This is a genomic window from Spirosoma gilvum (assembly GCF_054776815.1).
The window spans coordinates 478,044-503,283 of sequence record NZ_BAAHBH010000003.1; the positions used below are offsets into that span (position 1 = coordinate 478,044).

General features: G+C 48.3%; 23 protein-coding genes and 1 pseudogene. 11 read left to right on the forward strand and 13 right to left on the reverse strand.

What is annotated here, in order from left to right; all coding sequences use genetic code 11:
- Nucleotides 1-42 precede the first annotated feature (42 nt).
- The 5 genes from ACYVFD_RS10235 (at nucleotide 43) to atpH (ending at nucleotide 3,597) form a co-directional block, all read left to right on the forward strand.
- Nucleotides 43-336: an AtpZ/AtpI family protein gene (locus ACYVFD_RS10235; protein WP_461089886.1), complete on the forward strand. Its 294-nt coding sequence runs from the start codon at nucleotides 43-45 to the stop codon at nucleotides 334-336.
- A gap of 468 nt (nucleotides 337-804) precedes the next feature.
- Complete coding sequence (atpB, locus tag ACYVFD_RS10240) at nucleotides 805-1,920, forward strand: F0F1 ATP synthase subunit A (RefSeq protein ID WP_461089887.1); 1,116 nt, start codon at nucleotides 805-807, stop codon at nucleotides 1,918-1,920.
- A 131-nt stretch (nucleotides 1,921-2,051) separates the two neighbouring features.
- Complete coding sequence (atpE, locus tag ACYVFD_RS10245; RefSeq protein ID WP_083732707.1) at nucleotides 2,052-2,309, forward strand: ATP synthase F0 subunit C; 258 nt, start codon at nucleotides 2,052-2,054, stop codon at nucleotides 2,307-2,309.
- Nucleotides 2,310-2,555: 246 nt separating this feature from the next.
- Nucleotides 2,556-3,050, forward strand: coding sequence for a F0F1 ATP synthase subunit B (atpF, locus tag ACYVFD_RS10250; RefSeq protein WP_461089888.1), 495 nt, complete (start codon nucleotides 2,556-2,558; stop codon nucleotides 3,048-3,050).
- A gap of 7 nt (nucleotides 3,051-3,057) precedes the next feature.
- A complete protein-coding gene (gene atpH, locus ACYVFD_RS10255; RefSeq protein WP_461089889.1) occupies nucleotides 3,058-3,597 on the forward strand; it encodes an ATP synthase F1 subunit delta in 540 nt (179 codons plus the stop codon).
- Between the two features lie 88 nt (nucleotides 3,598-3,685).
- Here atpH and ACYVFD_RS10260 read toward each other — a convergent pair whose 3' ends face one another.
- From ACYVFD_RS10260 to ACYVFD_RS10270, 3 genes are read right to left on the reverse strand one after another with little or no spacing between them, the layout of a single operon-like run.
- Nucleotides 3,686-4,249: a Uma2 family endonuclease gene (locus ACYVFD_RS10260; RefSeq protein ID WP_461089890.1), complete on the reverse strand. Its 564-nt coding sequence runs from the start codon at nucleotides 4,247-4,249 to the stop codon at nucleotides 3,686-3,688.
- 31 nt (nucleotides 4,250-4,280) lie between these two features.
- Nucleotides 4,281-5,195 carry a serine hydrolase gene (locus tag ACYVFD_RS10265; RefSeq protein ID WP_461089891.1) on the reverse strand — a complete coding sequence of 305 codons (915 nt, stop codon included), beginning with the start codon at nucleotides 5,193-5,195 and terminating at the stop codon, nucleotides 4,281-4,283.
- Nucleotides 5,195-5,635, reverse strand: coding sequence for a GNAT family N-acetyltransferase (locus ACYVFD_RS10270; RefSeq protein ID WP_461089893.1), 441 nt, complete (start codon nucleotides 5,633-5,635; stop codon nucleotides 5,195-5,197). Before ACYVFD_RS10270 ends, ACYVFD_RS10265 begins: the two co-directional genes overlap by 1 nt.
- Before the next feature lie 97 nt (nucleotides 5,636-5,732).
- Here ACYVFD_RS10270 and ACYVFD_RS10275 point away from each other — a divergent pair, with 97 nt between their 5' ends.
- Complete coding sequence (locus ACYVFD_RS10275) at nucleotides 5,733-6,962, forward strand: DUF6786 family protein (protein ID WP_461089895.1); 1,230 nt, start codon at nucleotides 5,733-5,735, stop codon at nucleotides 6,960-6,962.
- 2 nt (nucleotides 6,963-6,964) lie between these two features.
- Here the strand turns inward: ACYVFD_RS10275 and ACYVFD_RS10280 are convergent, their stop codons facing one another.
- Nucleotides 6,965-7,615, reverse strand: coding sequence for an oxidoreductase (locus tag ACYVFD_RS10280; RefSeq protein WP_461089896.1), 651 nt, complete (start codon nucleotides 7,613-7,615; stop codon nucleotides 6,965-6,967).
- Between the two features lie 72 nt (nucleotides 7,616-7,687).
- Here ACYVFD_RS10280 and ACYVFD_RS10285 point away from each other — a divergent pair, with 72 nt between their 5' ends.
- The gene (locus ACYVFD_RS10285) at nucleotides 7,688-10,156 is read left to right on the forward strand and encodes a TonB-dependent receptor plug domain-containing protein (protein ID WP_461089897.1); all 2,469 of its coding nucleotides are present in this window, start codon (nucleotides 7,688-7,690) and stop codon (nucleotides 10,154-10,156) included.
- Between the two features lie 55 nt (nucleotides 10,157-10,211).
- Here the strand turns inward: ACYVFD_RS10285 and ACYVFD_RS10290 are convergent.
- The 4 genes and pseudogenes from ACYVFD_RS10290 to ACYVFD_RS10305 all read right to left on the reverse strand — a co-directional run bounded on the left by ACYVFD_RS10290 (nucleotide 10,212) and on the right by ACYVFD_RS10305 (nucleotide 14,458).
- Nucleotides 10,212-11,855: pseudogene (locus tag ACYVFD_RS10290) on the reverse strand (amidohydrolase).
- Between the two features lie 200 nt (nucleotides 11,856-12,055).
- Nucleotides 12,056-13,498 carry a Gfo/Idh/MocA family protein gene (locus ACYVFD_RS10295; RefSeq protein WP_461089898.1) on the reverse strand — a complete coding sequence of 481 codons (1,443 nt, stop codon included), beginning with the start codon at nucleotides 13,496-13,498 and terminating at the stop codon, nucleotides 12,056-12,058.
- Between the two features lie 116 nt (nucleotides 13,499-13,614).
- On the reverse strand, nucleotides 13,615-14,061 hold the full coding sequence (locus ACYVFD_RS10300; protein ID WP_461089899.1) for a DUF5990 family protein: 447 nt from the start codon (nucleotides 14,059-14,061) through the stop codon (nucleotides 13,615-13,617).
- 1 nt (nucleotide 14,062) lies between these two features.
- A complete protein-coding gene (locus ACYVFD_RS10305; RefSeq protein ID WP_461089900.1) occupies nucleotides 14,063-14,458 on the reverse strand; it encodes an iron chaperone in 396 nt (131 codons plus the stop codon).
- A 103-nt stretch (nucleotides 14,459-14,561) separates the two neighbouring features.
- Between ACYVFD_RS10305 and ACYVFD_RS10310 the strand changes: the two genes are divergently transcribed.
- The 4 genes from ACYVFD_RS10310 (at nucleotide 14,562) to ACYVFD_RS10325 (ending at nucleotide 20,498) form a co-directional block, all read left to right on the forward strand.
- Nucleotides 14,562-15,605, forward strand: coding sequence for an SMP-30/gluconolactonase/LRE family protein (locus ACYVFD_RS10310; protein WP_461089901.1), 1,044 nt, complete (start codon nucleotides 14,562-14,564; stop codon nucleotides 15,603-15,605).
- A 125-nt stretch (nucleotides 15,606-15,730) separates the two neighbouring features.
- A complete protein-coding gene (locus tag ACYVFD_RS10315; protein ID WP_461089902.1) occupies nucleotides 15,731-17,689 on the forward strand; it encodes a peptidoglycan D,D-transpeptidase FtsI family protein in 1,959 nt (652 codons plus the stop codon).
- A gap of 71 nt (nucleotides 17,690-17,760) precedes the next feature.
- Entirely contained in the window at nucleotides 17,761-19,041 is a 1,281-nt protein-coding gene (gene rodA / locus ACYVFD_RS10320) for a rod shape-determining protein RodA (RefSeq protein WP_461089903.1), read from the forward strand.
- A 119-nt stretch (nucleotides 19,042-19,160) separates the two neighbouring features.
- Nucleotides 19,161-20,498 (forward strand): DUF418 domain-containing protein, encoded by a 1,338-nt coding sequence (locus tag ACYVFD_RS10325; protein WP_461089904.1) that lies wholly within the window; start codon nucleotides 19,161-19,163, stop codon nucleotides 20,496-20,498.
- 95 nt (nucleotides 20,499-20,593) lie between these two features.
- Here ACYVFD_RS10325 and ACYVFD_RS10330 read toward each other — a convergent pair whose 3' ends face one another.
- The 5 genes from ACYVFD_RS10330 to ACYVFD_RS10350 form a co-directional block, all read right to left on the reverse strand.
- A complete protein-coding gene (locus ACYVFD_RS10330) occupies nucleotides 20,594-21,082 on the reverse strand; it encodes a hypothetical protein (protein ID WP_461089906.1) in 489 nt (162 codons plus the stop codon).
- A 191-nt stretch (nucleotides 21,083-21,273) separates the two neighbouring features.
- Nucleotides 21,274-21,882 (reverse strand): hypothetical protein, encoded by a 609-nt coding sequence (locus tag ACYVFD_RS10335; protein ID WP_461089907.1) that lies wholly within the window; start codon nucleotides 21,880-21,882, stop codon nucleotides 21,274-21,276.
- Nucleotides 21,883-21,893: 11 nt separating this feature from the next.
- Nucleotides 21,894-22,352 carry a lipocalin-like domain-containing protein gene (locus ACYVFD_RS10340; RefSeq protein WP_461089908.1) on the reverse strand — a complete coding sequence of 153 codons (459 nt, stop codon included), beginning with the start codon at nucleotides 22,350-22,352 and terminating at the stop codon, nucleotides 21,894-21,896.
- Between the two features lie 104 nt (nucleotides 22,353-22,456).
- Nucleotides 22,457-22,627, reverse strand: a complete 171-nt coding sequence (locus ACYVFD_RS10345) for a DUF1059 domain-containing protein (RefSeq protein WP_461089909.1) — start codon at nucleotides 22,625-22,627, stop codon at nucleotides 22,457-22,459.
- A 226-nt stretch (nucleotides 22,628-22,853) separates the two neighbouring features.
- A complete protein-coding gene (locus tag ACYVFD_RS10350; RefSeq protein ID WP_461089910.1) occupies nucleotides 22,854-25,133 on the reverse strand; it encodes an NADP-dependent malic enzyme in 2,280 nt (759 codons plus the stop codon).
- Nucleotides 25,134-25,240: the final 107 nt, after the last annotated feature.

The window sequence follows — 25,240 nt, forward strand, 5'->3', positions numbered from 1 at the left end:
GGAACGTTAGGCCAAATTAACGAATTTTGTACGGCAAATAGCATGCCTACCCTGATTCCTATGGAAAACACCCCCGAACAATCCGATCAGAATGACTCCGAAAAGTCCCCTCGGGAGCATGATCCGTTGAAGAAAGCGACGGAAAATACAACGTCCTTTGTGCAATTCAGCGGAATTGCTTTTCAAATGTTGGGCACCATTGGTCTCGGGGTCTGGTTGGGTATGAAGCTGGATGCTTGGCAAAATAACCATCGCCCTATCTGGACCATTATTTTATCGATGACGGCTATTGGAGCCTCGCTCTATTTATTTATTCGCCAATTGACAAAGCGGTAATTTGTTAAGAATGAGGTGTGCGAGCATAAAGTATAGGTTTTGATTTTCTGTATATCTGCTCGCACATTCTCCTTGATTAGGTAATTATGCTCCGTACTGTACTATTTACGATCCTACTAGGAATTGGATTTTTTATAGCCAAACGATATTTTGTTGTTCCATGGCTACACCCGGACTGGAAAATTATTCTTGTGTTTTTTCTGGCTGTATCTTTTCTAACTCATCGGCTAATAGAGACTGGTTTACAAGGTGATCGGGAGCGATTTATCCCTCTCTACTTGGCCGCAACCGTAGCCCGCCTGATATTGGGATTAGCCTTTGTTGGTTTTTTTCTATTCCGCCATATTGAGCAACGCCGGGCCTTCGTTTTGGACTTTCTTGTACTATATATATTTTACACAGGCTTTGAGATTTGGTCGCTTACTCGTAACTTGCGACGCGATTCGTAAAATCGATCTGTCATATCATATGATGCGTTCGGCATTTAATAAAATTTTATTGGTAATGGCACTCATTTTGAGTCCATTAGTTGGCGTGCAAGCACAGGAGCATCCACAGGAAGGCGAACCTCACGCTCAACACGCAGAAGAAGCTCACGCTGAAAAAGGGAAATTTAATGTGGGTGCTATGATTATGCACCACATTAAAGATGACCACGGTTGGGAGTTTGCGCACGGTGTTACACTTCACCTACCTGTTATTCTTTACTCACAGGATCGGGGTCTGGAAATTTTCTCGTCGTCCCGGCTGGCTCATGGCGAGGTGTATAACGGCTATAAGAATGAGCATGGCAAAATTCACCGGGTTACCCAAACTGGTGAGGCTGACCACGAAGCTAAATTCTACGATCTTTCGATTACCAAAAACGTAGCATCGCTGTTATTAAGTGCAGTAATTATGCTGCTGGTATTTTCGGCTGTTAGTCGGGGATATGCTAAAAACAGAGGCAAAGCGCCTAAAGGGCTGCAATCGTTTTTGGAGCCAATCATTTTGTTTGTGCGGGACGAAATTGCGAAGCCCAGCATTGGTCCTAAGTACACAAAGTTCTTGCCTTACCTGCTGACGTTGTTCTTCTTTATCCTGATCAACAATCTGTTAGGGCTGCTACCTGGTGCCGCTAACTTAACGGGTAATATCGCCGTTACGCTGGTACTGGCCGTAATTACCTTCCTGATTGTGACCTTCAGCGGCAATAAGCATTACTGGATGCACATTCTGAAGCCAACGGGTGTTCCCATCGCTTTGTTGCCAATTATGATTCCGGTCGAGATTGTGGGCGTATTCATGAAGCCCATTTCGCTGATGGTCCGGTTGTTTGCCAACATTACCGCAGGGCACATCATTATCCTAAGCCTATTGGGTCTGATTTTCATGGCCAATGCGTTGGGTGGTTCAGGGACAAGCTGGGCTATCAGTCCGGTAGTCCTATTCTTTACCCTGTTTTTGAACATGATCGAATTATTGGTGGCGTTTCTTCAGGCGTTTATCTTCACCCTACTGACGGCTATGTACATCGGCAGTGCGGTAGAAGAACACCACGAAGCCGACCACGGTATCGGTTATGAAGGTGCAGAAGCGCACTGATACATGATGAATAATGGACAATGGATAACGTAACGCAGTAACGACCCACTCATTATCCATCATTCAATTTACATTATCCATTTATTTACTAGCAATCTTTTGTTTCACGTTTAATAAATCAGTTGAAGTTTATGTTCGCAATGTTGTTTGCCCTGCTGTTGGAAGCTACTGGTAGTGTAGCCGTTATGGGTGCCGCTGTTGGCGCTGGTCTGGCTGCTATCGGTGCTGGTCTGGGTATCGGTCGGATTGGTGGTAGCGCTATGGAAGGTATTGCTCGTCAGCCAGAAGCGGCTGGTCGTATCCAAACCGCCATGCTGATCATCGCAGCTCTGATCGAGGCCGTGGCTCTGTTCGCAGCCGTTATTTGTCTGCTGGTTGCTACGGCTTAATAAGCCCGGCCACACAGATGCTGAGTTTTGAGCAGGCTGGTTGCATTAGGCACTGGCACAACTGCTCACCAAATTTTGGGTCTGTTCGCCCGTTTGGAATAGCCGATGGGCGAACAGATTCTAACAAAAGATTGACAGGAAGTGTGATGCACGAAACAAGATGTTAGCGTCAGTGAGGGCATCCAGTGAAACTAAAAACAATATAAATCGTATCTCGTAATCAGCCGCTCACGCGGTCGTAAATCCATGGATTTGCTTACTCCCGATCTCGGTCTTTTATTCTGGCAGGTAGTGGTTTTCCTCGGCCTGTTTTTCATCCTCCGCACGTTTGCCTGGAAACCCATTACGGAAAGCCTGAGTGAGCGTGAAAACAATATTCAAAGTGCACTTGATCTGGCCGAAAAAACCCGGCTTGAGATGACCGCTCTGAAGGCTGACAATGAAAAGCTCCTTGCTCAGGCTCGTTCGGAGCGTGAAGCTATTCTGCGGGGAGCCAAAGAAACCGCCGACAAAATAGTGGCTGATTCGCGTGAGAAAGCCGAAGCCGAAGGCAAACGGATTCTGGAACAGACTCGCGAAACGATGCAGAATGAGCGTCAGGCATTGGTGATGCAGATGAAGAAGGAAGTGGTTACCCTGTCGCTCGATATTGCTGAGAAAGTACTTCGTAAAGAACTGAGTGATAAATCGGCGCAGGAGAAACTGGTGAATGACCTGGTCGCAACCTCAAGCTTAAACTAATTCGATTATGGCCGTTGCAACAGTAGCAGCTCGGTATGCCAAATCGCTATTGGATTTGGCGCAGGAAAAAGGCCTGACCGAGACGATGTATAAAGATATGCAGTTCTTCAAAAAGACACTGGAAGGTAGCCGTCCGCTCCTGCTGATGTTGAAGAACCCCATTGTTCGGGCTGAAAAGAAAAGTGCTATTCTAAACGCAGTTTTCGTCAGTCATGTAGATTCGGTAACGATGGCTTTTTTTCAAATCATTGCAAAAAAGAATCGCGAACCGATTATGGACGCAATCGCTGATGAGTTTATCAGCCAGTATGACCGACTCAAAGGCGTTGAGCGTGCTACGATCATAACGACCGTACCGCTGAATGATACACTGCGGAAAACGTTCAAGGCAATGGTTGCGAAAACAACCGGAAGCCAATTGGTTGAACTGGATGAAAGAATCGATTCCAGACTCGTTGGTGGTTATGTACTGCGGGTTGGCGATCAGCAAATCGACGAGTCGATTCGTAGTCAGTTGAACGATCTTCGTCTGAAGTTTTTGAATTAATCTAACTTACCCAAAGAGAAAGCCGCTTGTCTGAATCAGATGAGCGGCTTTTATTATTTTAAAGAGCTGCCTTTCAGGTAAATTTGATTTATTCAGAGCCAAGACTAATACCCTCATAAATGGCAGTTAATGGCAAATTCATCTGCAATAAAGGTAACTCCACCACTGCTTCGATTCCTTCGATGACCTGATATTTCCAGAAATCGACATTACGTTCAAAAATTTCCACGCGGTAATCGGTCTGCGAAACTAACAGATAATACAGCAGTGACGGTAACTTGGTATAATGAGGACGTTTGTCATGAAAATCTTTGCTTTGGGTAGAATCTGAAATGACCTCGATCAGTAAGCAGGGTGAGTGAACCCAAACGCCCATATCGTTTTCCAGATCGGCAGGGTCACAGGTGTAAATAATATCAGGGTAAACATACCGCTGCCCGGTTTTCAACTTCTGCCGAACATTTTCTGCGTATACCTGGCATCCTTTGTTACGCGCAAAGGGGCGCAAGGAAAAAGCGATGTTTTGAACGATCGTATTGTGGCGCTTTGTGGTGCCAGCCATGGCCACAACTTCTCCATCCCAGTATTCATAACGAATCCCTTCGGATCGCTCAAGTGCGACGTATTCATCGAAAGTATACAGCTTCGGCATGGGTTGTCTGGCAGTCATATTTATCGTCAATTTACCACCATTTTTCGTAACCTTCGTCTGGTTTCCAGGTTGATTTGGGTTCAAAATGCTGCCAGATAATAGCTCCTACGGTACGCAATAGCGTAAATCCTTCATTCGAACGTTCCCAGCTTTGATCCTGTTGGTTCTTTGTCATGATGCAAAACACATAGTCGCTGTGGGGGGCATGAACCAGCACAACTTCGGAACGGGATTGGTTGACGGCTCCGTTTTTAGTCGCCACTTTTACGTTGGGCGGAATTTGGGATAAACCATCACCGTCCCAAAACTGACGGCCTAGGTTACGATACATTTCATCGCTGGCATCAGGACTAACGGCTTTACCCTGTCGAATGTAGAGTAGTAATTCTGCCATTTCCCGCGGAGAAGTCTGACCCCAGCCATACTGGCTCCGATTCGCTTCACGTCCGGGTGTACGGGAGTTGACACGCGTCTGATGAAATCCGTTGGTTTCGAGCCAGGTATTGATAGCACTTCCTCCACCAGCTAAGGCCTGACACCACAAGCTGCCTGTGTTGTCGCTTACCGTTTCCATCAGCATGACCACCTTACTAAGCGTAATTTTTGCGCCGTCTTTCAATGACCCAACAATCCCATCGTCATAGTGTAGAGAATCTTTGTAAACCAGTTCCTGATTGTAACTAAGTTCGCCTTTGTGAATTTTATCAAACAGGCCACATTGAATCGGAATTTTAATCATACTGGCCGTTGGAAATAGCGTATCGGCATTGATCGAGATAGTTTTGCCCGTACGTAAATGATACACGTAAATTCCGGCAGTACCCCGAAAACCAGCTAACGCTGTCTGAAGTTTTCGTTCTAGCCTTGTATCGTTTTTATGAGTGGCCTGACCAGAAGTAGGTAGACTGGAATAGAAAAGAAAGATGAGAGAGATAAAGAGTCGCATCAGCATTGGATGGGATAAACTAACTTGAAATGTGTACGCCTGAAGGCTTCCCGTTCATAAAATCGGACGGTATCCGTGCGTTTTTGATTAGTGGTTACCTCCAGATTAACGAATTGCTCCTGTATCGCAATTTTTTTCAAGGCCGCGACAAGCTTCTGTCCAATGCTCTGATTTCTAACATTTGGATGGACATATAACTCCTGAATTTCACCAACCTTGCCTTCGTGATGAAGCAAAAATTGTACATGGCAACTGACAAACCCGATTACCTGCCTGTGCTGTTCAGCCACTAAATAAAATATAGCTGGATTAGCTAAATTCTGCTGATAAAGCGTATGAAAGATAGTCTGATTTAATAGAGTTTCTTCCAGATCACAGATAAACTGATAAATAACAGGCTCATCGATTAGAATGGCAGGCCGTATTTGTACAGTATCCACAAAAGTAGATTGAGGAGTCACAGGAATTTATAGGAGTATCGCTTCTCTAAAATACCCTTCAAGTTCGCTATTTTTCAACTGGTTCGCTGTTTTTCGTATGAACAAATACTTTCTTTTGCTTTTGGGTAGTTTATTCGTGGCCTGTTCGGGCCGAAATTCAACGACCAATAACGAGCAAACCAACTCAAACGATTCTATTTCGCAAGTGGAAACAACAAATTTATACGTTAACGACCGACAGTTTTTACAAGATCATCACCCCGATCTGATCGAGTTACGATTAGGCAATGCCAGTGTCCTGATTTGCCCGGCCTATCAGGGGCGCGTTATGACCAGTACAGCCGATGGCGAAATCAGCTATGGATGGATCAATTACGACCTGATCAGATCGGGCAAACTATTACCCCATATGAATGCTTTTGGGGGAGAGGACCGTTTCTGGCTCGGGCCCGAAGGTGGGCAATTTGCCTTGTATTTTAAGAAAGGTGATCCGTTCGATGGTGATCATTGGCAAACGCCAGCCGCTATCGATTCGGAACCATTTACCGTTACCGATACGTCACAAACGTCGGCTACTTTTACCCGTACTGTCTCACTGACTAATTACTCGGGCACTCGGTTGGATATTGGTATTGAGCGCACCGTTAAGCTCCTGGATAAAGCAGACATCGAACGGGCGCTGTCTGTCAAAACGGATTCGTTAAAAGTAGTCGGCATTCAATCGGATAATTCAATCACGAATAAGGGTAGTCGGGCCTGGAATGAACAAACCGGCATGCCGTCTATCTGGATATTAGGCATGATGAATGCATCACCTACGTCTACGATCATCGTACCGTATCGGGAAGGGGCAGGGCAGCCGGTCAACGATGCCTATTTTGGTAAAGTACCTGCCGAACGCCTGCAAATGGACAAAACGGTTGCCTTTTTCAAAGCCGATGCGGCCTACCGTAGTAAGATTGGCGTTTCGCCTGCTCGCGCGACCAATTGGGTGGGTAGTTATGATTCGGCCACCAAGACGCTGTCACTAGTAACGTACGACTTCAATCCTGCCGACCGACAGTATGTCAATTCGGCCTGGGAAGTCCAAAAAGAGCCATTTTCGGGCGATGTACTGAATGCCTATAACGATGGCCCGATGAAACTTGGTCAACCACAGATGGGCCATTTTTATGAGTTGGAATCTTCCTCTCCAGCGGCCAGCCTGGCGCCCGGTGCCAAACAACGGCATCGCCATACCACCTTTCACATACAAGGACCAGCCGAACTGCTTAATCAACTGGCCGAACGGTTCCTGCATACGAACCTGGATGTTCTGAAGCAGTGATTCTAAAATTTCTGTAACGCATCGGACTCGAATACGTGCCTGCCTGTCAAGCCACGCTGGGTTGTTTCCAGCATAGCCTTGGCTACTTTCGACGCGTCGATGCCTTTATATTTAGCTGGAATGAGGGGGCTAAATAGCCGCATAACGCCCGCACCTACGCGTTCACCCAGCCGGTTTTCGGACCGATCGCCTAATAAAAGCGAGGGACGAAAAATAAGCAGGGTAGGGAAGTGCAGCGCCGTTAAGTCACGTTCGACTTCACCTTTGACCCGGTTGTAGAAGATGGAAGAATCCGCATCGGCCCCCAATGCCGTAACGATGGCAAACTGGCTGGCGCCACTGGCTAAACTAAGTTGGGCAATGTCGAGCGGATACTGATAATCTACTTTTCGAAACGCTTCTTTCGAACCTGCTTTTTTTATGGTCGTTCCCAGGCAACAAAAAACATCATCGGCCTGAGTCAGGAGCCCATTGGGGTGGTCGAAATCAAAAGGTACCTCCTGTAAGCGAGGGTGCTGCCAATTTAACGCCTTCCGAACCAATACCTTGACGTTTGAATAAAATGGCGAATCAACCAATCGGTGGGTAAGTAAATTGCCGATAAGTCCGGTGGCACCGATCACTAAAGCGGTTTTTTGGCTGGGCGTAGTCATGGTAAAGAGGGTATTTTACTAAATTAGTGACTTCAATTTATAAATAAGGCACAACCGCCTTAAATCTATTTTATGTATCCAGCCTTTTCACGTTCAATCATCCTGTTCAGCATTCTGGCCACTTTTTCAATCTTCGGATTTCGGTGGGCAGATGATGAATTTAGTAAACGATTAATTGAGTTGTTTCGCGCCTATAATCGAGCCAGACCTACCGAAAAAGTCTACATTCATACTGACCGGGATGCGTACCTGATCGGTGAAACCGTTTGGCTAAAAGGCTATCTGGTCAATGGCGCCAACCACGAAGCCGATACGGTGAGTCGCGTCCTATATGTTGACCTTGTCGATCCGGCAGCTGGCCGGGTTCGGCTTCGAACGCAGCTCAGAGCTACTAATAGCTATGCACCTGGTCAACTAACCCTACCCGATTCACTGCCTGCCGGGACTTATCAGCTTCGGGGGTATACGGGTTTCATGCGAAATGAACCCGAAGACTATTATTTCTATAAAACGCTGACCATTTTCCGGGCCGATGGCACTACTGCAACCCGAACGAAAACGAATGCAAATAAACCTGATGTGCAGTTTCTGCCCGAAGGTGGCCAATTAATTGAAGGTATCGAAAGTAGGGTTGCCTTTAAAGCGATTAATGTACAGGGTCGGAGTATGGACATCAATGGGTTCGTGCTCGATGCGAAAAAAGATACCGTGATTGGCTTTAACAGCACCTATCTGGGCATGGGGTACTTCACCTTCAAACCCGAAGCTGCGCAAGTTTACACAGCGTTTGTCAAACTGCCTGACGGCCAAATCGCGTCCTATACGCTTCCGACAGCACAAGCGCAGGGCGTGGTGATGCAGGTCGATAATTTGAGCAATAAAGACCAGATCAAAGTTTATGTACGGCATAATAAGACCAGTATGGACCCGACTAATGCCTTGACACTTTTTGCACAAACGCGGGGACAGGCTATTCAGGTAGTTCGAATCCCATTAGGCAAGAAAGGATCCCTTATTCAAATCCCAAAAACCAATTTTCCCGAAGGCATCGCTCAATTGACCCTCTTCGATGAAACGCATAAACCCGTTTGCGAACGGCTTATTTTTATCCTCAAAAATGACCAGCTTACAGTGGCACTCAACCCCAATAAAAAGGCGTACAAAAACCGGGAGAAAGTTGAACTGTCCATCACGACGACCAATGCGCAGGGCCAACCTGTAGCGGCTAACCTGTCGCTGGCGGCTGTGGATGCCCGGTTAGCCCCCGAAGTCGATACAAATAGCGCTACCATCGTGTCGCACCTGTTGCTGTCGTCGGACCTGACCGGCACAATCGAACAGCCCGGCTACTATTTTGACCCTCGCCATACCGATCGCTGGCAGCATCTGGACTTATTACTGATGGCACAGGGTTGGCGACGATTTGCCTGGAACGATATATTGTCGGGCAACATTCCTCCCCTTGCTTATTCGGCCGAAGGTGGATTGTCGCTGACGGGCCGGGTGCTTCGACCAAATCAGAAAGATGTGGGTGGGCCTGTAAAACTGACATTTATGCTGGTAAGACGGGACAGTACACGAGATTTTCTGATTGGTGAAACCGACGAGACGGGGCGTTATGGCGCCTATAATCTCGACTTTACGGATACTACCACCGTTATGATTCAGGGGATAAAAGGAAAGGCAAACCGTTCGGTGTCCATTACGCTTGATCAGTTGTTGATCCCCAAAGTAACCCTGACCAGAGTACCCTACAATCCACTGGAATTTCGGCAGGATGAGCTGGCCGAGTTTATCCGACGAACGAAGGAGTATCAACAAATTGAAGAGCAGATTCGACGGAATGGCGAAGTGCTGTTGCAGGCCGTAACCGTTAAAGCCAAAAAAGAAAAAGAATTCGATTCGCGGGTTATTTACGGAACGCCCGATGCCAGTGTTAAATTCGATCAGATGAACACGTCGGGCCGGATGACCATTCTGGATGTGATTCAGGGGCGTGTGGCTGGCGTAAATGTGATAGGCTCAGGTTTTAATGCCCGCGTACAGATTCGGGGAGCGGCTAATTTCAACGGCCCGGTCGACCCATTGTTTGTACTGGATGGCATGCCAATGGACTTACAAGCCATTATGGGTATTTCGGTGCAGGATGTTGACCGGGTCGATATTCTGAAAGGCGCTTCGGCTGCTATTTACGGCTCACGGGCTTCGGGTGGAGTGATCTCGATTCTAACCAAACGGGGTTCACCAAATTACGATTATACCAAAGATATAACGCCTGGGACCTTAATTGCCAAATTGCCGGGATATGCGCCAGTCCGGGAGTTTTACGCACCGCGTTATGATATGAAGAAACCAGAACATGTTAGGCCGGATTACCGTACTACCTTATGTTGGATACCTATGATTCAGACCGATACACAGGGCAAAGCAACCGTCTCGTTTTTTACCTCCGACGCTAAAACTACGATTCGTTTGCGTGCTGAAGGGTCTACCATCGATGGCAAGCCAGGAATAGGTGAAGGGAGTATACTAGTTGAGTAGTTGATTGGCTAATTGGTTGAATGGCACTACACCAATCAACTAATTAACCAGTCAACTACTTCCCCAGAGCAGCCCGTTGGTCGTCGCGAAGGGTCGGGTATTTGATGCCCAGTTGCTCCAGGTAGGTTTTATACTTCGTAGGGTCGTAGTAGAACTTTTCCAGTTTGGGCTTGAAGTCGGCCATAATCTTCTTGTTCAGGTAGATAGCCGGCATTTCTTTCGACGAAATCAGGGGTTCGTATTTCGTTTCTTTCGTTTGATCGTTCGTATAGTAGGCTTTTGCCTGCTGGATGAGTTCGGGTTTTAAGATCATATCCAGCAAGGTCATAGCTTCTACTTTTGCCCCAGAAACTACACCCTTATGGGCAATCGGTGTAGCCATCGAAATAGCGTTCGACCAGTGGTGACCTGGCAATCCCGGAATATTGGATGGGTAAACCAGTACAACCGTTGGAACCGACCAGGATATATCGGAAATATCGTCGGAACCGCCGGTTAGGGGTACCATGTTTTGCCCGCCCATCATCACCGTTGGCGCACTGGCGATGGGTGTGCCCAAAGTATCGAGCTTCGTGTCTAGGCCAGCCAGATTGGGCGATTGTAGCTCTTTTTGCGTTGCTTTTGCCAGCACAGGTGACCAGGTTGGCAGGCCAATGCGTTTGATATTCTGGTACATATCTATAGCGATGGGCTTGTTGAAATGCCCTGGTCAGGCCGCCCCAAGAATTTCATAGGTGAACTTGGTATCAGTCATCAAAGCGGCTCCTTCGGCCATTTTAATGCCTTTTTCAAACAAGGCTTTGATTTTGGGGTAAGAACGCTCACGGAAGTAATACCAGACCGACGCTTTTGACGGAACCACATTGGGTTGATCGCCACCGTCTGAAATCACATAATGCGAGCGTTGGGTTATCTCAAGATGTTCGCGACGGAAATTCCAGCCGATGTTCATCAGTTCAACGGCATCGAGCGCACTTCGACCGCGCCAGGGAGCTCCCGCTGCATGAGCCGCCTGGCCTTCAAACGAAAACTTCACCGAGACCATGCCATTGTAGCCGATGTCGCCCCAGGCCACGCTGAGGTTGTCGCCTACGTGGGTGAAAATACAGGCGTCTACATCCTTGAAATACCCATCGCGAACGTAGAAAGCTTTGGCCCCCAACAACTCTTCCGCTACGCCTGGCCAGAGCATCAGCGTACCCAATAGCTTATTCTTTTCCATCAACTGCTTCACCGTCAAGGCGGCCACAATATTCAGCGCCTGGCCCGAGTTGTGCCCTTCACCATGACCAGGAGCGCCTTCTACAATTGGGTCTTTGTAAGCGACACCGGGTTTTTGGCTGGCTTTTGGAATACAGTCGACATCGGAGCCGATGGCAATTACGGGTTTACCCGAGCCCCAGGTTGCAATCCAGGCTGTAGGCATACCGGCTATGCCCTTCTGAATGGTAAAGCCTTCTTTTTCAAGAATGCCGGTCAGGTACTTAAACGATTCTTCTTCCTGAAAACCCAGTTCGGCAAAACTGAACAGCATGTCGTTGATTTGCTGAGCCTGGTCTTTACGCTGCTCAACGGCTTTAATGGCTTCCTGTTTAAGCGATTCCAGTTTACCATCAACCGCTTTTTGGCCTTTTCCCTGCGCCCATAGCAGGCTTGGGATCAGGCACACAGCTATGAGTGTTTTTGTAAATCTATTCATGTAAGTTAAGAAAGTATATTTTGATGAATGGTTGTATTGTCTATAAATATATGGTGATAATACGTTTTGCCGTAATTGAAATGAAGGCATTTTTAGCGAATTTTCTACATAGCTAAGTCTATGCTGGCCTATCTAAAAAGAAAATGCGATAAATCCCTCTACTAAAGGGATTTATCGCATTTCTACAGATAGAATAATTGTTAAACTGCCCCGTTGATTTTCATGTTGATTGGGTCCCAGCTAACGATTTTCTTTTGGTAGTAGCTCATATTGCCACACTGAGTTGGACCGCAGGCCCGTAACCCAAAGGTGGCGTCTTCTACGTTCGGAGCCCCCGTTCGGATCGAGTTGAAGAAATTTACGAAGTGCTCGTAGCGATCGCCTTTGTATTCTTTCGGGAATGCGTATTTAAACTCCTTCGGACCAACCAGTTCGGGCTTTTGCGGATACAGTTTGTTGTATTCGGCAATGTATAGCTCCTTCTGGTCTTTCGGGAAATTGTCGATCGACATACCGGGTTCTTTGGGGAATTTGTTCCGGTGAACCGTCAGGCTGTCGAACCCAAGTGACAGATCGCCTTCAGTACCTACTAGTCGAACCAGATAGTTACCACCACCACCATCTTCAAAATTCGAGCGGGTAGTCAGATTAAATTCAGGGTGCTCGGCAGTTTTTGGGTAATCGTAGATACTCAACTGAATATCAGGAACGTCGCGTCCGTCTTTCCAGTAGCGTGTGCCACCCGTGGAGTACACCCGCGTCGGACCTTTGGAGCCGGTAATGCAGTGCAGCGATGTCAGCAGGTGAACATACAAATCACCCGCGATTCCCGTACCGTAATCGACATAGTTACGCCAGCGGAAAAAACGGAGCGGGTCCCAGGCCCGTTTGGGCGCGCTACCCAGATACGTGTCCCAATCGACTGTTTGGGGCGACGCATCGGGGGGAATCGAGTATTGCCACGCACCCTGCGCGCTATGGCGGTCGTAAATAGCTTCAACAAAGACCAGTTCACCGATGTCACCCGCTTTTAGCAACTCACGCGCTTTGGCAATGAGCAACGAACTGGCAAACTGACTGCCTACCTGAAACACTTTTCCCGTTTCTTTGGCAACTTTGATCAGCGTATGCCCATCTTCGAACTTCTGCACCATCGGCTTCTCGCAGTACACGTGTTTGCCTTTGCGCATGGCATCGGATGAGATTTTTTCGTGCCAGTGGTCGGTTGTACCGTTGATAATAGCGTCAACGTCAGTGCGTTCCAGAATCTGGCGATAATCTTTGGTTACGGCAAGGTTTTCGCCCCATAGCTCTTTAGCCCGCCGTAGTCGACCGTCGTAGAGGTCACAGGCTGCCACCATTTCAACACCATTAACCATCAGGGCTGTTTGTGTATCGCCCATACCCATGCCACCCGTACCGATGAGGGCAATACGTACTTTGTCGTTAGCGGCTGTACTGCTGTGACTCTGGACCAGGTTCAGATACTGGGGAGCTGCAATAGCACTGGATGAGGTTGTCTCGGCTAATGCCGCTGGAGCAGCCGCAGCCGCTGTACCTGCCAGACCCAGCGTCTTCAGAAACGACCGCCGTGACGACTGCGCATCGTTGTCCGACGAATTCGTCCGTTTATTGTTTTTCATGTACGATTAAGAGAGGGGATAACTAAATTTTTTTAAAAATAAGCGAATATTAAAGAAGGGGCAAATAGATTATTATCTCTATTGGATCGAATCAATCGCAGGATAGTTTATCTGGTTCAGTGATCGCTGTTTAGGTGCCAGCCTGCAAATGGTTTTACGGTGCCGCAGGTGGGTGTGCCATCCTTACCGGTTCCGGGTACCTGCGCTTCAAGAATCTGATTGGGGTTTCGCGAAAATTGCTCAATAAGATCCCAGGTAATCGTCAGAGGGATTTTCAAACGTCGGCTCCATACTGAATCGAACTGACCGGCAGCGGTGCCAATATCCAGATAAACAAAGCGTCCCGCTGGAGGACCTTGTACAAACGGGCCGAGTAGTGTAGGAGCTGGGTTAGTAGCTGCATCGCCTTTAACTCGGACGGTAAATGAGAATGCCAGATCCTGGCTGTTCGATCGCTGTCTCTGAATGGTTAGGTAATGGTGGCCACTGCCTTGCTGTAAACCAAAATCAACGCCAGCAGGCGGCTTTACCAAAACGATACGCAGGGATAATTCTCGTTCCATATTATCGTTTTTTAGCCTGTTCTTTAATCAGTTTCTGCTCCTGGTTCTTCTGAACACCATACTGGACAATCTCGGTGAGCAGATCGGCTGATATAGGCGCATCGAGCGGGATATGAACGGCCGATTTGGTCATAGTATAGGCGCTAAGCCGATCTTTGAACTGATTCAGAATAGCCGGTACTATATACAGACCATAATGATTTTTCGCGGCTGCAAACCAGATCAATTTACCGTCCGATCGATAACCGGGCATCTGATAGCTAATCAGTTCTTCGGCATCGGGTGCAGCCTGTCGGATGATCTGCCGAATTTGTTGCAGAGTAGCCTGGGTTGATTCGGGTTGAGCCGCAATGTACTCATCGACAGTAGTGGGTTGGGTTTTTATAGATTTGTCCATTTGTATAGTTTGTAAGAACATTATAAGCAGCTAGCTACACGCTTTTCCTCATGTAAACGCCTGATTTCCTAAATTGAATTGGCCTAAATTCCTGACACTACCTATGAAAAAAACCGTTTTACTTGTATCCGGCTGGCTGTTGGCGGCACTGGGCACGGCCATGGGACAAATTGCTCCTTTCCCATCTATCGGACAAATTATAAAAACCGATCAACGACTGGATAAACTGATTCCAGCCGAAGCCAAAATAGAGGTATTGGCCAGCGGATTTGTCTGGACTGAAGGGCCTATCTGGGTTAAAAGCGAGGCTTTTCTGCTCTTTTCAGATGTTCCCCAGAATACCATCTTCAAATGGACCGATAAAGAGGGAGTAACCCCATTCATGAAACCATCGGGCTATACAGGTATCGCTCCCTATGGCGACGAACCGGGTTCCAATGGACTCACCATCGACAAACAGGGGCGTCTGATTTTCTGTGAACATGGCGATCGGCGCGTAACGGCCATGCCCCTGAACAGTCCGGGCGGAAAGCGTACGTTGGCGGACAATTATAATGGGAAGCGGTTCAATAGCCCGAACGATGTGGTGGCTCACTCCAATGGCAGCTATTATTTCACCGACCCACCCTATGGAATGCCTAAAAAAGAGAAGGATCCCACGCGCGAAACGGATGGTTTTGGCGTATACCGAATCGCACCAGAGCGGGCTGGTGTACCCGGACAGGTGTCGATTGTGGTGAGCGATTTGAGCCGACCCAATGGTATTGCTCTTTCGCCCGATGAGAAAATCCTGTATGTAGCCCAATCAGACCCGATGCGGCCTGTGGTGATGGCATACCCCATTCAAGCCGATGGGTCGGTTGGGAAAGGCCGGATCGTATTTGGCCCGGAGCAGATGAAGAAGCAGGGCCTGGAAGGTGGCTTCGATGGCATGAAGGTAGACCGTGATGGCAATCTGTGGGTAACGGGTGGTAAAGGCGTACTCGTCATGGCTCCCACACAGGGAACTGGTCCCTACGATCTGCTGGGACACATCAAAGTCGGAGCCGATACCGCCAACTGTGCCTGGGGAGACGATGGCACCACACTTTATATCACTGCTGATATGTATCTCTGCCGGATTCGTACGTTTGCTAAGGGATGGTGAAAATTAATGATGAATTATGAATGATAAATGATTTCTGCTGTGGCGATAAATTCCTCATTTATAATTCATAATTCATCATTAAATTTGTGTAGAGTACATAGCTTGATTGAACGGAGTATATTCTCATGTTAGAGAATCGGAGGTGGGTCATTATAGGCCTCTTTTGCTTAGTGGGTCTTATTTATCTGACCCGGTTGTTTTATTTACAGGTTCTGGACGATACCTATTCGCTGGGCGCATCGAAGAACTCCATTAAACGGGTGGTCGAAATTCCCTACAGAGGGCAGATTTATGACCGAAATAATCAGTTAATCGTTTACAATACACCCGTTTACGATTTATACGTTACCCCCAAACAGGTTCGTATCCCCGACACGACTGCATTCTGCCGAATGATGGATATTACCCGTCCTGAGTTTGACAGTATCATGGGGCTGGCTGTCAACTATTCCCGCGTGAAGCCGTCGCTGTTTCTCCGACAGCTTTCTAAAGAAGATTTTGCCCGTATTCAGGATGCGCTGGTCGATTATCGGGGCTTTGAGCCGGTAATCAGTTCCATGCGTACATACCCCGCTCATACGTTATCCAATGCGCTGGGGTACGTAAGCGAAATCAGCAAAAAGCAACTCGATAACCAGGATATTGTCTACTATCGACAGGGGGATTACATTGGTCACAATGGACTGGAAGAACAGTATGAAGAGCAGTTGCGGGGTAAGCGTGGGGTGAAATTCATGATGCAGAATGTCCATGGAGTGAACAAAGGCTCCTGGAAAAATGGTGAATTCGATACATTAGCTGTAGCTGGTCAAAATCTGATCACAGGCATTGATGTCGAGGTGCAGAAATATGCAGATAGCCTCATGCAGAATAAAGTGGGGGCTGTGCTGGCAGTAGAACCCTCTACGGGCGAAATTCTGGTATCAGTATCGGCGCCGACCTACGACCCAAACATGCTATCGAGTCGGTTCTTTTCGAAGAATTACCGGGCGTTGCTCAAGAATCCCTATAAACCGCTGATTAACCGTCCGGCTACGGCTAGCTACCGACCAGGCTCGACGTTTAAACTGATTCAGGCACTGATTGCCCAGCAACAGGGGACGCTTTTCCCGAATACGGTGTATGGGCACGGTGGTTCGCCGATGCGGTGCCACTGTCGGGGAGGAAACAACCTGCGGGGCGCGGTGCAGAACTCCTGTAACCCCTATTTCTACAACGTATTTCGGAAATTTATTTACCATAACGGAGAGCATAATATCTTTAAGTCGTCGGCTATTGGGTTGCGGGAATGGCACGATATGGTCGAAAAATTTGGTATTGCCGATCGGTTAGGTGTTGACTTACCGTTCGAACGAAAGGGGAATCTGCCCACACCCGAATACTACGACAAGGCGTACCGGGGCGCATTACGGTGGAAGTTTTCGAACGTGTACTCACTCAGTATTGGCGAAGGCGAATTGTTGATTACCCCCATGAAGTTGGTTAACCTGGCCGCTACCATTGCTAACCGGGGGTGGTATGTTACACCGCATTACATAAAAGGCTTTGGTAAAGTAGGGGTGGGCGTTCCGGCTGAGTACAGCATAAAACATCAGACCGACATTGATTACAAGTATTATCTGCCGGTTATCGACGGGATGCGTGGAGCCGTAGCACATGGTACCGTAACGCCGTTGGCGAATATTGCCGGGATTGATCTATGCGGCAAAACCGGAACTGCCCAGAATGCCAAGTTTGGCCATAAATACGACCACTCGATCTTTATTGGTTTCGCACCCATGAACGATCCTAAAATTGCGGTGGCCGTGTTTGTTGAAAATGCTGGTTGGGGTGGAAAAGCGGCAGCCTCAGTAGCCGCTCTGGTCGCCGAACGGTACCTGAAGCGCAAGACAGAAGCTACTGTACTGGATGCGCAGGTGAAAGCATCGAATTACATGCCACCCGCCCAATTCCTGTTTGATGCCAAAAAGCCTGTCACTCCAAAGAAGGATAAAGACACGACGCAGAAACCATCGACCCCGAAACCCATGATGACGGCGACCAAACCGAAAGCCGTTACTGTTTCTGGAACGTCGGGAAATTAACTTAACTGGGTTTACAAAGGGCATCCACCGACTCGAGACAAAAAACAATATACTTCTAAATAGAATTAACATTGGCTCGCCAAAACGACCCCTTTTCACAAAATATTGACTGGCTTGCATTGCTGCTCTATTTATGCCTTGTAACGCTGGGGTGGCTCAACGTATATGCTGCTGTTTATACGCCTGAACTACATACGAGCCCATTCGACATGTCGACCAATGCCGGTAAGCAATTGATGTGGATCGGGACAACGGCGATTCTGATTATCTGTATCCTGGTTGTCAATCATACGTTTTTCGATACGTTTGCCTTTGTCTTTTACGGGTTTATGATCCTGATGTTGATTCTGGTGCTTGTTGCCGGAAGTAACATCAACGGCTCTCGATCGTGGTTTAAGTTCGGGGCCGTATCTATCCAGCCAGCCGAATTCGCAAAAGTGGCAACGGCTCTGGCGCTGGCAAAATACCTCGATGTGCCGGGGATCAACCTGACCAAACAGAAGGACCTGCTCTATGTGGCGGGGATCATTATACTGCCCTGTTTGCTGATTATTGCCTCCAACGAAACGGGTTCAACGCTTGTGTTTGCCTCCTTTGCTATCATGCTGTATCGGGAAGGCCTACCCGGCTGGATGCCGGCCCTGGGTTTAAGCGCAGCGGCTTTGTTCGTTCTGTCACTGGTATTTCCGAAGCTTTATATCTTTATTGGCATTGGCGTATTGGCTGTATTGATTATTCTGATTATGCCGCGCTACAACCGGACGGTTACTAACCTACTGGCCATAGGGGTTGTGGGTATTGGCATGATGATCTTTGTAACGGGCGTTGATTTCTTCGTGAACAATGTGCTGCAAAAGCACCAGCGTAACCGGGTCAAAGTACTGGTCGATCCCACCATTGATCCGTTAGGTGTAGGCTGGAACGTTACTCAGGCCAAAATTGCTATCGGTTCCGGACGGCTTCAGGGGAAAGGGTTTTTGGAGGGTACCCAAACCAAATTTGACTTTGTACCAGAACAAAGCACCGACTTCATTTTCTGTACCATTGGCGAAGAACACGGGTTTATTGGTGCGCTGGTTGTTATCGCTCTATTTGTTGCTTTATTGACCCGCATCGTTATTCTGGCCGAAAAACAGCGGACCAAGTTTGCGCGGGTGTACGGCTACTGTGTGGCCGGAATTATCTTTTTCCATGTGATGGTCAACATCGGCATGACCATCGGCCTGATGCCGGTTATCGGAATTCCGCTGCCTTTTTTCAGTTACGGTGGCTCGTCGCTCTGGTCGTTCTCCATTCTGCTCTTCATTTTCCTCAAACTCGACTCCCGTCGGGTCGCTTTTACGCGGAGGTAAACCGTTTACGAACTTCCCTGGCTTGGTGGAAGTGAAAAACGGCTATCTTTAGCCAGTTGATTTACAGTGGTTTATAATCCTGCCTCTGTCAGTCATTCTGGCTAAACCTATCTTCATACATGGAGTCAACAGCTACACTCCCTATCCAGGAAACTAATAATCATGAGCCTGCCATTCAACCAGTAGCGCTTAGTGAGCGGATCAAAACCATCGACATCGTGCGTGGCCTGGCGCTGCTGGGTATTCTGTTGATGAATATTCCGTTTTTCGGACGGGCGTTTACCTTCGATACGGAGCCCCTATTGCGGCCCGGCAGCACCGATTATAATGTCTATATTGTCATTGGTATTCTGTTTGAAGGAAAGATGCGAGCCTTGTTTTCCATGCTGTTTGGCGCAGGTATTCTCATCTTTACGAGTCGCAAGGAAGAGGCTAACGCAGGAAGTTCGGCCGATTTTCTGTACCGTCGATTACTATGGATGGTATTGTTTGGGGTCATTCATGAGTATGTCCTCATGTGGGTAGGCGACATTTTGTTCGACTATGCTATCTGCGCTTTATTTCTGTTCCCTTTCCGTAAATTGACCCCTCGGCAGTTACTGATCTGCTCGCTGATCTGCCTGTCTATCAATGTGGTAAAACGCGAACGTCAGCAGATTGACTTTCGTAGCAAATACGAAAAATATCAGCAGGTGATGGTGCTGGAGAAAGCGCATAAAAAGTTGACAGACGAACAGAAAAAAGATAAAGAGGGCTGGGAGAAAGTTGTCAAAGACTCTAAACCTGATCTGAAAGAAGCGGCTGAGTTCAACCAGAAGATGCGTTCTGGATACGCTACGGTCTATAAAACATTGGAGCCCGAAAATATTCGCTTTCACTCTACCTATCTCTACCTCTATCTGTGGGACAATCTGTGTATGATGTTTCTGGGAATGGCGCTGTTTAAATTGGGTTTCTTTTCCAATAAACTGACCACTCGAACCTACTGGTTAAGCCTATTGGGAGGGTTTGGCATTGGCTTGCCATTAAGTGCGCTGGGCGTATTTCTGATACAGCAGCGAGTGGCCGATCCTGTACAATACACCCAGCAGTGGGCTTCGGCCACCATAGGCTATGACCTGCAACGTGGGTTAGTAGGTATTGGCTTTGCCGGCCTGATCATATTGATTTATCGCTCGGGTTTGGTGCCCTGGCTGATGAAAGCCCTGGGCAATGTTGGGCAGATGGCTTTTAGTAATTATGTCCTGCAAACGATCTGCTGTACCCTGTTCTTCAACGGCTATGGCCTGGGTTATTTCGGCAAGCTGGAGTATCATCAGTTGTACTACGTAGTGGCCGGGGTGTGGGTTATTAACTTGATTTTTAGCGCTATCTGGCTACAGTTCTATCGCTTCGGACCGCTCGAATGGGGTTGGCGCAGCCTGACCTACTGGCAGAAGCAGCCAATTCGGAAATAACTGTGCCTTAACGTAGTCAGAGAAGAGACCGTGACGTCTAACCAAGCGACTTATATCGGATTACACTATACCATAAACTGGAAACTATAAAGCATCTAACGTCTGTCTGCGTAATTTTTGCTCACAATCAGAGCGATGGGTAGTCCTACACAGACCATAAGGATTCCCATGCCGATAGCAACTTTCGATAATTCGAAGGGAGCGGTTTTGATTTTGCTTGCCGGAATAACGATCAGGTTCATAATGACCCAAATGGGTATACCATACAGCAAGCCCATGGCCGCCTGACTGTCGATAAATCGACGTAGCTGCGGATAGATAACGTAAAATAAGGCGGCAAACGACAGGGCAATGAAGAAGTGAAAGGCCAGTCCCAGGACGATCATTGCTGATCCTCCGGTCAATGCCTCCTGGCCCAACGCCCCACTAGCCACGTATTTCCAGACCACAAGTGGGTCTTTTCCACCCCGGACCAACACCATAATCATGGCGGCCAGCGCATCTAAAATACCGGCCACTACACCAGCTCGAAGAATAATACTGATTGGTTTGTTAACGGTAGAGGAGGAGCCAGACTGAATCATCGGTTATTGGTTAAGATCAGAGGGTTAGAGAATAGGGTATGAGGCAGTAAGATAGAAACTATTTCAGAGAAAAGTGGATAATTTTAATTGTTTGCGGATCATAACGATCTACGTTCTATTGATCTGTTGGTGAAGCTAATGAATGATCAGAGTAGTGTAAACGGCTGATTGTTAGGCTGGGAACCATTTGCTCAATCAGGAGATGCCCGGTGAAGAGTCAGAAGTGTTCGTTTGTTGAAACGAGGGTCGGCGCTGCTGGAATAGCTACTTCCATCTTTCCGTCGATAGCTAAAGTCAAGCCTACAGGTAAGCTCGTCGTGGTGCCAGCGACCATCCTGCCCGAATAAAAGATAGAAAGTAGGCTTGTCAAAATTTCGGCTGGTTTCTGTATCGAATGTCAGCCTGATCTGGTGGTAATCGTCCTTGCCGACACTACCAGTCACCTCGTATTGTTCACGCCCTAGCCGACTCATAACAATTGCCTGCCCATCGAATGAGCGTCGGGAAGAACTAGTCCGGCGATGGCGTTTCCGACGCCCCCGAAAGGAAAGAGCCTTACTCCATCGCTTTTCATCGGGTTCCGGATCTAATATCGTCAGTTCAATGGTTTTGGGGATATTATCTGGGTCAACGTATTGTCCTTTCCAATGGCCAACCAGCAAAGGTTCAGAGGTACTATAAGCCCAGGGGCGCTGGTAGCGGTCGAAAAACTTGCTGCCATAGAATGTCAGTGTCCCTAACCCCAGTAACACCAGGATCAGCATCACCAGACTGAAGAGGCAACCCCTGGGCTTTTTCATGATTGGGCTGGCTAAATCCGTTGATAAACGATGGTCATGCGTTGCGCTTTAGTGGGATTCGGCATTTTAGGGTTGTCGGCATAGTTGAACACCCAGGTCATTGTACCCCCTTTAACGTCCACATCGTAGGTCGCTGGTGGAACTTCCTTCATAGTAGTTGTCACCACGACTTTACTGCCGTTCATGGTCCATTTACCACTGGCATTCATCGATTCAATGGTTTTTTTCAAGGCTCCACAGGCATCGGGAACATTGGTTTTCATAGAACCATCGGCGCTGAAGGTGTACGTCATTTCTTTGGTACAGGGCATATTGGTTTCCATCATTTTGTTCATATCAGTCGACTTGCCGGAGCTTTCGACCAGGGTCATAGCGGTTCGCTTCCAGGTGCCAGTGATGTTGTCGAAAGCAGGGCGGAAAGCAAGACTGAAAAGAGCAATTAAAGTAGTGAAAATGAGTGAACGATGCATGCTAAACGTGGTTTATTGTTAAGATGGCTGCAAGCTAAATTGCCGTTCAATACAGGGCGCAAATCCTTGATTGAACGGCAATTTGATGCAAGTGTCAGGCTGAGTTAGGCGTCGTGAATTAGGGGCTTGATCTGTTCTGCCATCTCGGGCGTAATCGTGACCTGATGTGCTTCCTGAGCATGCTGAGCGGCCAGTTGAAGTACTTCGGCTTCGGTATCGGCCTTTACGATACCAGGGCAGTCGAATCCCACATCTTTGCAGCGTAATTCTTTCATGATCGAATTGGTTTTTAGAGAAAGACCATAAGTTAGAGAGCCTAGTAGTGATAAGCAATAGTCTTTGACTGAACGGTTTAAGAAGCTTTTTAGCCTGAATCTTGGTAGCAAACACCCTGTTGAGCCTAGTTGAGTTAGCTAAGGCACATTGAGTGTATCCTGTTCTAAACAAACACCCCGAAAAGTGCTGGACTTCCGGGGTGTTTGTTCACAAAATGGCTTCAATCTAGCTTATACTCTGCGCTTCGACAACGGCAATCGCGACCATATTGACAATTTCCCGCTCCGACGAACCGAGCTGAAGCACGTAGACGGGTTTGCGCATACCGAGCAGGATAGGGCCGATGGCATCAAAACCGACGGAGCGAGGCCCGGCGGCTTCGCGCATCAGGTTATAGGCAATGTTGGCGGCTGATAAATTGGGGAAAATCAGTGTGTTGGCCCCTTCGTCCACTAGCTTGCTGAGCGGGTAATTCTGCCGTAGTAAATCGACGTTGAAGGCCAGGTGCGCCTGCATGGCTCCATCGACCACCATATCGGGATGTTTGCGGTGTAGCATGTCGGCCGCTAGTTGCATCTTATCGGCATCTTCGCCCTTCGCACTACCGAAGTTGGCATAGGTAACCAGTGCAATCCGCGGTTTAATGTTGAACCGCTCTACCGCCCTCGCCGTCAACTCCGTAATTTCCACGATTTCTTCGGCCGTGGGGGTCATATTGACCGTCGTATCGGAGAAGAATAGCGGTCCACGGTTTGTAAGCAGAATATACATACCCGCTACTTTCCGAACACCCGGCTCTTTACCAATAACCTGCAGCGCCGGACGAATGGTGTCAGGATAGTTGTGCGTAAGTCCCGAAATCAGCGCATCGGCCTGACCGGTTTCGACCATCATGGCGCCAAAGTGCGTCCGTGATAGCATTCGCTTGCGGGCATCAACGGCTGTGAGTCCTTTTCGGAAGCGTTTTTTATAGAGCAGGTCGCCAAACTGTTCGACCAGTTCCTGTTCCTTACGGGGCGTAATGATCGGTACATCGCTCAGATCCAGGTGATTTTGCGCGATCATCTCTTCAATTACGGCTTTTTCGCCCAATAGTATCGGATGGGCAATACCACCATCTTTTACCTGTTGAGCCGCTTTGAGCACCTTCAGATTTTCGGCATCGGCAAACACAACCCGTTTGGGATTGGTACGGGCCTTGTTGTTGATCACCCGCGAAATACGCGTATCCTGACCCAGCCGTCGAGCCAGTTGACTACCATAGGCTTCCCAATCGGCAATAGGTTCTTTGGCCACCCCTGACTCCATGGCGGCTTTGGCTACCGCCGGAGCCACTGTTTCGAGCAGCCGCGGATCGACCGGTTTAGGGATGATATACTCACGACCGAACATGAGGTTGTCGGTACCGTAGGCCATGTTGACAAGGTCAGGAACGGGCTTTTTCGCCATATCGGCCAGGGCATGTACGGCAGCCAATTTCATGGCTTCGTTGATTTCGGTAGCCCGTACGTCGAGCGCCCCCCGGAAAATGTAGGGAAAGCCCAGCACGTTGTTTACCTGATTGGGGTAGTCCGAACGACCCGTTGCCATGATCACATCGGGTCGGGCAGCCAGCGCATCTTCATAGCTGATTTCGGGCGTAGGATTGGCCATCGCAAACACAATCGGATCATTAGCCATCGAGCGGACCATATCCTGATTAACCGTATTTCCTTTCGAGAGGCCAATAAACACATCGGCTCCAACAAAGGCTTCTTCGAGGGTATGCAGATCGCGGGTGGTCGCAAACAAACTTTTGCGCTCGTCGAGGTCCGTACGGTCGGCGCGGATAACGCCCTTACTGTCGCACATAACCACATTTTCGATCTTTGCGCCAAGAGCAATGTATAGTTTGGTACAGGAGATTGCCGACGCTCCTGCGCCATTGACCAGGATTTTAGCCTCGCCAATCTTTTTGCCAACCAGTTCCAACGCATTCAGCAGGGCGGCTGCCGAAATAATGGCCGTGCCGTGCTGGTCGTCGTGCATGATCGGAATATTGAGTTCGGCTTTGAGCCGCTCCTCGATGGCGAAACACTCCGGTGCTTTGATGTCTTCCAGGTTGACGCCACCAAAAGTTGGTTCCAGAATTTTCACCATCCTGACAAACTCATCAACGTTTTTGGTGTCCAGCTCAATATCAAATACGTCGATGTCGGCATAGATCTTAAACAACAACCCTTTGCCTTCCATAACCGGTTTGCTGGCTTCGGGGCCAATGTCGCCCAGACCGAGTACGGCGGTTCCATTGCTGATAACGGCCACCAGATTGCCCTTGGCGGTGTATTTATACACATCTTCGCGGTTTTCGGCGATGGCCAGACAAGGCTCCGCTACACCGGGTGAATAGGCCAGCGACAAATCGGTCTGGGTACTGTATTCTTTGGTCGGGATAACTTCAAGTTTGCCGGGACGCCCTTTGGCATGATAGGCCAACGCATCTTCTCTACGAATTTTTTGCTGCATAACTGGATTGGGTTATTGTGCTTATCGTGAGGGGTTTAAGAGGGGGCTTTTGCGCGTCGAATAGTAGAGCAAACACGTATTTTGGCGAGTTGGACGTTACATTCGGC

Coding starts and splice junctions, on each gene's coding strand:
- ACYVFD_RS10235 (WP_461089886.1), top strand. CDS start 43: ATGCCTACCCTGATTCCTATGGAAAACACCCCCGAACAATCCGATCAG.
- atpB (WP_461089887.1), top strand. CDS start 805: ATGATGCGTTCGGCATTTAATAAAATTTTATTGGTAATGGCACTCATT.
- atpE (WP_083732707.1), top strand. CDS start 2,052: ATGTTCGCAATGTTGTTTGCCCTGCTGTTGGAAGCTACTGGTAGTGTA.
- atpF (WP_461089888.1), top strand. CDS start 2,556: ATGGATTTGCTTACTCCCGATCTCGGTCTTTTATTCTGGCAGGTAGTG.
- atpH (WP_461089889.1), top strand. CDS start 3,058: ATGGCCGTTGCAACAGTAGCAGCTCGGTATGCCAAATCGCTATTGGAT.
- ACYVFD_RS10260 (WP_461089890.1), bottom strand. CDS start 4,249: ATGCCGAAGCTGTATACTTTCGATGAATACGTCGCACTTGAGCGATCC.
- ACYVFD_RS10265 (WP_461089891.1), bottom strand. CDS start 5,195: ATGCGACTCTTTATCTCTCTCATCTTTCTTTTCTATTCCAGTCTACCT.
- ACYVFD_RS10275 (WP_461089895.1), top strand. CDS start 5,733: ATGAACAAATACTTTCTTTTGCTTTTGGGTAGTTTATTCGTGGCCTGT.
- ACYVFD_RS10280 (WP_461089896.1), bottom strand. CDS start 7,615: ATGACTACGCCCAGCCAAAAAACCGCTTTAGTGATCGGTGCCACCGGA.
- ACYVFD_RS10285 (WP_461089897.1), top strand. CDS start 7,688: ATGTATCCAGCCTTTTCACGTTCAATCATCCTGTTCAGCATTCTGGCC.
- ACYVFD_RS10295 (WP_461089898.1), bottom strand. CDS start 13,498: ATGAAAAACAATAAACGGACGAATTCGTCGGACAACGATGCGCAGTCG.
- ACYVFD_RS10300 (WP_461089899.1), bottom strand. CDS start 14,061: ATGGAACGAGAATTATCCCTGCGTATCGTTTTGGTAAAGCCGCCTGCT.
- ACYVFD_RS10305 (WP_461089900.1), bottom strand. CDS start 14,458: ATGGACAAATCTATAAAAACCCAACCCACTACTGTCGATGAGTACATT.
- ACYVFD_RS10310 (WP_461089901.1), top strand. CDS start 14,562: ATGAAAAAAACCGTTTTACTTGTATCCGGCTGGCTGTTGGCGGCACTG.
- ACYVFD_RS10315 (WP_461089902.1), top strand. CDS start 15,731: ATGTTAGAGAATCGGAGGTGGGTCATTATAGGCCTCTTTTGCTTAGTG.
- ACYVFD_RS10325 (WP_461089904.1), top strand. CDS start 19,161: ATGGAGTCAACAGCTACACTCCCTATCCAGGAAACTAATAATCATGAG.
- ACYVFD_RS10330 (WP_461089906.1), bottom strand. CDS start 21,082: ATGATTCAGTCTGGCTCCTCCTCTACCGTTAACAAACCAATCAGTATT.
- ACYVFD_RS10335 (WP_461089907.1), bottom strand. CDS start 21,882: ATGAAAAAGCCCAGGGGTTGCCTCTTCAGTCTGGTGATGCTGATCCTG.
- ACYVFD_RS10340 (WP_461089908.1), bottom strand. CDS start 22,352: ATGCATCGTTCACTCATTTTCACTACTTTAATTGCTCTTTTCAGTCTT.
- ACYVFD_RS10345 (WP_461089909.1), bottom strand. CDS start 22,627: ATGAAAGAATTACGCTGCAAAGATGTGGGATTCGACTGCCCTGGTATC.
- ACYVFD_RS10350 (WP_461089910.1), bottom strand. CDS start 25,133: ATGCAGCAAAAAATTCGTAGAGAAGATGCGTTGGCCTATCATGCCAAA.